General features: G+C 67.0%; 5 protein-coding genes and 1 riboswitch. All 5 genes read left to right on the forward strand.

From position 1 onward, the window contains the following. The first annotated feature begins 7 nt into the window (after window positions 1–7). Window positions 8–107: riboswitch (glycine riboswitch) on the forward strand. 152 nt (window positions 108–259) lie between these two features. Continuing rightward, window positions 260–3,112, forward strand: coding sequence for an aminomethyl-transferring glycine dehydrogenase (gcvP, locus tag PUN51_RS20565; RefSeq protein ID WP_275182374.1), 2,853 nt, complete (start codon window positions 260–262; stop codon window positions 3,110–3,112). Between the two features lie 9 nt (window positions 3,113–3,121). Next, entirely contained in the window at window positions 3,122–4,234 is a 1,113-nt protein-coding gene (gcvT, locus tag PUN51_RS20570; RefSeq protein WP_224024540.1) for a glycine cleavage system aminomethyltransferase GcvT, read from the forward strand. Window positions 4,235–4,280: 46 nt separating this feature from the next. Further along, a complete protein-coding gene (gene gcvH, locus PUN51_RS20575; RefSeq protein WP_224024538.1) occupies window positions 4,281–4,664 on the forward strand; it encodes a glycine cleavage system protein GcvH in 384 nt (127 codons plus the stop codon). Then, window positions 4,661–5,992, forward strand: a complete 1,332-nt coding sequence (gene glyA / locus PUN51_RS20580; RefSeq protein ID WP_275182376.1) for a serine hydroxymethyltransferase — start codon at window positions 4,661–4,663, stop codon at window positions 5,990–5,992. Before gcvH ends, glyA begins: the two co-directional genes overlap by 4 nt. A 308-nt stretch (window positions 5,993–6,300) precedes the next feature. After that, a partial coding sequence (locus PUN51_RS20585; RefSeq protein WP_275182377.1) for an L-serine ammonia-lyase occupies window positions 6,301–7,648 on the forward strand: 1,348 nt, incomplete at its 3' end.

A 7,648-nucleotide genomic window follows, 5' to 3' on the forward strand; every position in this document is an offset into this window, starting at 1 on the left:
AGCCTTTCGAGCTGTGGCGGGAGAGTTCTCCCGGCCATCACCGGGCAGGCGCCGTAGGAGCAAATCCTCCCCAGGAATCTCTCAGGCCCATGTACCGTCACGGCGAGGCGACTCTGGAAAGCAGTGCTGCTCCGGCAGCACTCACCGACGGTGCAAGCAGGCCCTGATGGGTTTGCGGAATCTCTCAGGTCCAATACAGAGCGGGGAGGGACCCGATCCATGCCGTGCCACCCGTGGCCGGCCAAACCTGGAGTTCCTCATGACGATTCAATCCCTTCCGTCTGCCTTTTCAGACCGGCATATCGGTGCACGCCGCCAGGCTGACGTGGACACCATGCTCAAGGCCGTTGGCTACGACAGCGTTGATGGACTGGTGGACATCGCCGTTCCCAACTCAATCCGCCAGTCCAAGCCCCTTGCGCTCAAAGACGCGCTGAGCGAGGTTGAGGTCCTTGCGGAGCTGCGCAGGCTCGCCGCCAAGAACAAGACGGCCGTGCAGATGATCGGCCAGGGCTACTACGACACCATTACGCCCGCCGTCATCCGCCGGAATGTCCTGGAGGCCCCGGCCTGGTACACCGCCTACACCCCGTACCAGCCCGAGATTTCCCAGGGCCGGCTCGAGGCACTGCTGAATTTCCAGACCATGGTCCAGGACCTGGTGGGCCTGCCGATCGCCAACGCCTCGCTGCTCGATGAAGCCACCGCCGTGGCCGAGGCCGTGCTGATGATGCGCCGCGCCAACAAGACCAAGCCTGCAGCGGACGGCAAGACCGTCCTGGACGCAGACGTCCTGCCGCAGACCATCGCCATCGTCAAGGGCCGCGCCGAGGCGCTCGGCTTCGAAGTTGAGGTCGCCGACCTGTCCAACGGCCTGCCCGACGGCGACATCAACGGCATCGTGCTCCAGCAGCCCGGTGCCTCCGGGCGGGTCTGGGACCAGTCCGCCACTATTGCGGCGGCGAAGGAGCGCGGCGCGCTGGTCACGGTCGCCGCTGACCTGCTGGCATTGACCCTGATCACCCCTCCGGGCGAACAGGGCGCCGACATCGCCGTCGGCTCCACCCAGCGCTTCGGTGTCCCGCTGTTCTTCGGCGGCCCGCACGCCGCCTACATGGCCGTGGCCAAGGGCCTGGAGCGTTCCATGCCGGGCCGCCTGGTGGGCGTATCCAAGGACGACGCCGGCCTCCCGGCGTACCGCCTGGCGCTGCAAACCCGCGAGCAGCACATCCGCCGCGAAAAGGCGACATCCAACATCTGCACCGCGCAGGCCCTGCTGGCCATCGTCTCCTCCTTCTACGCCGTTTACCACGGCCCCGACGGGCTGAAGGCCATCGCCGAGCGCGTCCACAACAACGCCCGCGCCCTCGCCACCACGCTCCAGATCGCAGGCCGGGAACTGGCCGCCGAGGCGTTCTTCGATACGGTCACGGTCTCCGTCCCGGGCGAGGCCGCCAAGGTCATCACCGCTGCTGAAGCACGCGGCATCAACCTGCGCCACATCGACGCCGACACCATCGGCGTGTCCGTGGATGAAACCACGACGCCGGAAATCCTGTCCGCGATCGCCGTCGCCTTTGGAGCCGGCCCGGTAGTGGACGCTGAGGGCTTCAACCTGCCCGCAGAGGTGCTCCGCACCTCCGAGTACATGCAGCACCCGGTGTTCAACACCCACCGGTCCGAAACCCAGCTGCTGCGCTACATCCGCAGGCTGTCGGACCGGGACCTCGCACTGGACCGCACCATGATCCCGCTGGGCTCGTGCACCATGAAGCTGAACGCCACCGCCGAGATGGAGGCCATCTCCTGGCCGGAGTTCGCCTCCATCCACCCCTTCGCCCCGGACTCCCAGACCGAAGGCTGGCGTGAACTGATCAGCGGCCTGGAAGCCGACCTTGCGGAAATCACCGGCTACGACCAGGTGTCGCTGCAGCCGAACGCCGGTTCCCAGGGCGAGCTCGCCGGCCTGCTGGCCATCCGCGGCTACCACCGCGCCAACGGCGATACCCAGCGCAACGTGTGCCTGATCCCCGCTTCCGCCCACGGCACCAACGCCGCCTCTGCTGTCCTGGCCGGCATGAAGGTCGTCGTCGTTGCCACGGCCGCGGACGGCACCATCAACCACGAGGACCTGTACGCGAAAATCGAGGCGAACAAGGACGTCCTCTCGGCGATCATGATCACCTACCCGTCCACCCACGGCGTGTACGACGCGGACGTGACCGAGATCTGCGAGGCTGTGCACGCTGCCGGTGGCCAGGTCTACGTTGACGGTGCCAACCTGAACGCCCTGGTGGGACTGGCCCAGCCCGGCAAGTTCGGCGGCGACGTCTCCCACCTGAACCTGCACAAGACCTTCTGCATCCCGCACGGCGGCGGCGGACCCGGCGTCGGACCTGTTGCGGCCAAGGCCCATCTGGCGCCGTTCATGCCCGGCGACGCCAACAAGGCAGCGCATGAGGAAGGCCACGGCGTGGCCATCAGCGCCTCGAACTTCGGTTCCGCCGGTGTCCTGCCGATCTCCTGGGCGTACGTGAAGCTCATGGGTGGCGAGGGCCTGACCGAGGCCACCAAGGCAGCCCTGCTCGCAGCGAACTATGTTGCCGTGCGCCTGAACGAGTACTTCCCGGTGCTGTACACCGGTGAAGGCGGGCTCGTGGCGCACGAATGCATCCTGGACCTGCGCGACCTGACCGCCAGGACCGGCGTCACGGCCGAGGATGTGGCCAAGCGCCTCATCGACTTCGGCTTCCACGCCCCGACCCTGGCGTTCCCGGTGGCAGGCACCTTGATGGTGGAGCCCACGGAGTCCGAGGACCTGGCCGAGATCGACCGCTTCATCGAGGCCATGATCACTATCCGCAAGGAAATCGACCAGGTGGCCAACGGCGACTTCTCTGTCCAGGACTCCCCGCTGCGCAACGCACCCCACACCGCGTCCGCCGTCGTGAACTCCGAATGGACCCGCCAGTACAGCCGCGAGCAGGCCGTCTTCCCCGTCCACCACCTCAAGCAGGACAAGTACTTCCCGCCGGTGGGCCGGATCGACGGCGCCGCCGGAGACCGGAACCTGATCTGCTCCTGCCCGCCGCTGTCCGAGTTCGAAAACTAAGGATCCCCCATGACTGAGAACTACACGGCTCTTTACGAAGAGCACAAGAAGCTTGGCGCCTCCTTCACCGACTTCGGTGGCTGGCAGATGCCGCTCAAGTACAGCTCCGAACTGGCTGAACACCACGCCGTCCGCAACGCTGCCGGCCTGTTCGACCTCTCCCACATGGGCGAAGTGTGGGTCACCGGGCCCCAGGCCGCGGCTTTCCTGGACTACGTCCTGGTGGGCAAACTGTCCGCCATCGCGGACGGCAAGGCCAAGTACTCGCTGATCTGCAATGAAGACGGCGGCATCATCGACGACCTCATCACGTACCGTTTCGGCGATGAGAAGTACCTGGTGGTTCCCAACGCCGGCAACGCCCCCACCGTGGCGGCCGCCCTCGCCGAACGCGCTGCCGCCTTCGACGTGACGGTGGAGGACGCTTCGGCGGCAACCTCGCTGGTCGCAGTCCAGGGACCCAAGGCCGAGGCCATCCTGCTCAAGCTCACGGACGAGTCCCAGCACGCCCTGGTCACCGACCTGAAGTACTACGCGTTCAACGAAGTCACCGTGGCCGGCCACGATGTCATCCTGGCCCGCACCGGCTACACCGGTGAAGACGGCTTTGAACTCTTCCTCCCGAACGAAGGCGCCGCTTCCCTGTGGGAGTCCGTGGCCCAGGCCGGGGAAGAGTTCGGCATTGTCCCCTGCGGCCTCGCATCCCGCGATTCGCTTCGCCTTGAAGCGGGCATGCCGCTGTACGGCAACGAGCTCTCGCTGGAGCGTTCGCCGTTCGACGCCGGCCTTGGCCCCGTAGTTGCCCTCAAGTCCAAGGAAGGCGACTTCGTGGGACGGGCCGCACTTGAGGCAGCCAAGGAAGCCGGCCCCAAGCGCAAACTCGTTGGCCTGAAAGGGCACGGCCGCCGTGCCGGCCGTGGCGGCTACCCCGTCCTCAAAGACGGAAACGTGGTGGGCGAGGTGACCTCGGGCCAGCCGAGCCCCACCCTTGGCTACCCCGTGGCACTGGCCTACGTCGACGTCGAGCACGCTGAGCTGGGCACCGCACTGGACGTGGACCTGCGCGGCAAGGCCGAGCCCTTCGAAATCGTCGCGCTGCCCTTTTACAAGCGCCAGAAATAGCCCGGCGCTCCCGCATTTTTGAACCCCAAACTTAAGGAAACACACCATGGCTAAAGTTGCCGCTGAACTGAAGTACTCCGCCGAACACGAATGGATCGCCGCCGACGGCTCCGGCCCGTCCGTGGTGGGCGTGTCCGCCGTTGCCGCCGAGGCACTGGGCGACATCGTCTACGTGGACCTGCCCGAGGTTGGCGCCACGGTGACCGCAGGCGAGACCTGTGGCGAGATCGAGTCCACCAAGTCCGTCTCCGACCTGTACTCCCCCGTGACGGGCGAGGTCACGGAAGTCAACGACGACGTCGTCAGCGACCCCGCCGTGATCAACAACGACCCCTACGGCGCCGGCTGGCTCTTCAAGGTCACCGTCACCGAAGAGGGCCCGCTGCTGTCCGCACAGGAATACGCCGAAGCAAACGGCGGCGAACTGTGAGCGGCGCTTCATCCGCTGCGGGCACCGTGGCCTTTGAACAGGTGGTCTCCCCCAGCCTGAACGCAGACCTCGCTGCCCTGGACCCCGAGATTGCGGCAAAGATCGACGACGAACTGGGCCGCCAGCGCGACGGCCTGGAAATGATCGCTTCCGAGAACCACACAGCCGCAGCGGTCATGCAGGCGCAGGGCTCGGTGCTGACCAATAAGTACGCCGAGGGCTACCCGGGCAAGCGGTACTACGGTGGCTGCGAGCACGTGGACGTCATCGAGCAGCTGGCCATCGACCGGGTCAAGGCCCTGTTCGGCGCCGGGTTCGCCAACGTCCAGCCGCACTCCGGCGCCCAGGCCAACGCCTCGGTGATGCACGCGCTCATCAAGCCCGGCGACACCATCATGGGACTGAACCTGGCCCACGGCGGCCACCTGACCCACGGCATGCGGATCAACTTCTCCGGCAAGCTCTACAACGTGGTCCCGTACCAGGTCCGCGAAGACACCCACACCATCGACATGGCAGAGGTGGAGCGGCTGGCCCAGGAGCACAAGCCGCAGCTCATCGTGGCCGGCTGGTCAGCCTACGCGCGCCAGCTGGACTTTGCCGAGTTCCGCCGGATCGCCGATTCCGTGGGTGCCTACCTCATGGTGGACATGGCACACTTCGCCGGACTGGTGGCCGCGGGCCTGCACCCCTCGCCGGTCCCGCACGCCCACGTGGTCACCTCCACCACGCACAAGACCCTCGCCGGTCCGCGCGGCGGCATCATCCTCTCCAACGACCCCGACGTCGCGAAGAAGATCAACTCCGCCGTCTTCCCGGGCCAGCAGGGCGGGCCGCTGGAGCACGTCATCGCCGGCAAGGCCGTGGCGTTCAAGATCGCGGCGTCCGAGGAATTCAAGGAGCGGCAGGAGCGCGTCCTGGCCGGCGCCCGCATCCTGGCCGAACGCCTGGTCCAGCCGGACGTCACCGCCAGGGGCATCAGCGTGGTGTCCGGCGGCACCGACGTGCACCTGGTCCTGGTGGACCTGCGCAACTGCGAACTCGATGGCCAGCAGGCAGAAGACCGACTGGCTGCGATCGACATCACCGTCAACCGCAACGCGGTCCCCTTCGACCCGCGTCCGCCAATGGTCACCTCGGGCCTGCGCATCGGCACCCCGGCCCTGGCCACCCGTGGCTTCGGCGAGGACGCCTTCCGCGAGGTTGCGGACATCATTGCCGAGGCATTGATTGCCGACGCCGGCGCGGACCTTTCCGGGCTGCGTCACCGCGTCGAGGCACTCGCCGCCGCCCACCCGCTCTACCCGGGCGTCGCACCACTGTCCTGATCTCCGGTTGCTACCGGGACCGGCGGACCGGACATTTTCACGCCTCGTTGGGCCCACGCCGTCAGGGTTCCCTGGCCGAGCTTGCGAGGCTAGGGAGACGGTGGGGAGCAGGCTTTCGAAAAGTCCGGCTCCGCCGGCCCCTCGTGCGCATGTCTCCTGGTGACGTGCCCGCGGAGTGGGTGGGGCATCCGGCAGCGTGCGTCTAAGGGAGCGTCACGTCCGCTCAGCGGGCGTCTTCGCGACCGAGCACGCAGAGGATGTCCTGCCCGCTCCATCCCGACCACTTGTATTAGTTAGGAACCACGCACATGGCTGTTGGTGTCTTTGACCTCTTTTCGATCGGTATTGGGCCGTCGTCTTCGCATACGGTGGGGCCGATGCGGGCTGCTGCCGTGTTTGCTGAGGAGTTGAAGGCCTCGGGGAAGCTCGCGGACGTGGCGTCGTTGCGGGTGGATTTGTATGGGTCGCTGGCCGCGACGGGGCATGGGCATGGGACGATGACCGCGATCCTGTTGGGGTTGGAGGGGTTCCATCCGGAACTGATCCTGCCCGAAGAGGTGGAGGAGCGGCTGGCTTCGATCGCGGAGACCGGGATCCTGAACCTGGCCGGTGCTGGTGGTGAGGGTATGGTGTTGCCGTACGGGGTGGGCGACATGGTGTTGCGGCCGTTGACGGTGCTGCCGCGGCACACGAACGGGATGACGTTCACCGTCACCGACGCTGAGGGTTCCGTGGTGCATGCGGCGACGTTCTTCTCGGTCGGTGGCGGGTTCATCGTCCGCGAGGGGGAAGAGGACGCGGCGCAGCAGGAACTGGACGCGTCCAAGGAGGTGCTGCCGCTGCCGTTCCGGACCGCGGCGGAGCTGCTGGAGCACTGCGCGGTGACCGGGCTGGGCATCGCGGACGTGATGTTCGTGAACGAGAAGGACTCCCGGTCCGAGGAGGAGATCCGGGCCGGGCTGGTGCATATCTGGTCGGTGATGGAGAACTGCGTGGCCACCTCGCTCAAGCGTGAAGGGGTGCTGCCGGGCGGGTTGAAGGTCCGCCGCCGCGCCCCGGACTGGTACGAGCGGTTGAAGAAGGAAACCGCCCGCCCCGAAGACACCGATAATGACGGCCAGGACCACTACGACCCGAGGTATTGGCAGGAGTGGGTTAACTTGGTGGCGCTGGCCGTGAACGAGGAGAACGCCTCCGGCGGGAGGGTGGTCACCGCCCCCACGAACGGGGCGGCCGGGATCATCCCCGCGGTGCTGTTCTACGCCCTGCACTTCGCCCCGGGCATGGACCAGGCCACCCAGGCCGACCGCGACGATGTGGTGGTGCGGTTCCTGCTCGCCGCCGGTGCCGTCGGGGTGCTCTACAAGGAACAGGCCTCGATCTCCGGGGCCGAGGTGGGCTGCCAGGGCGAGGTCGGGTCCGCGTCCTCGATGGCCGCCGCGGGCCTGGCCGAGGTCATGGGCGGCACCCCGGCCCAGGTGGAGAACGCCGCGGAAATCGCGATGGAACACAACCTCGGCCTGACCTGTGACCCGATCGGCGGGCTGGTCCAGGTCCCCTGCATCGAACGGAACGCGATCGCCGCCGCGAAAGCCATCAACGCCGCGAAAATGGCGCTCTGGGGCGACGGCACCCACCGCGTCTCCCTCGACGAAG

It is taken from the genome of Arthrobacter sp. NQ4, from assembly GCF_029077345.1.
Lineage (GTDB): Bacteria > Actinomycetota > Actinomycetes > Actinomycetales > Micrococcaceae > Arthrobacter.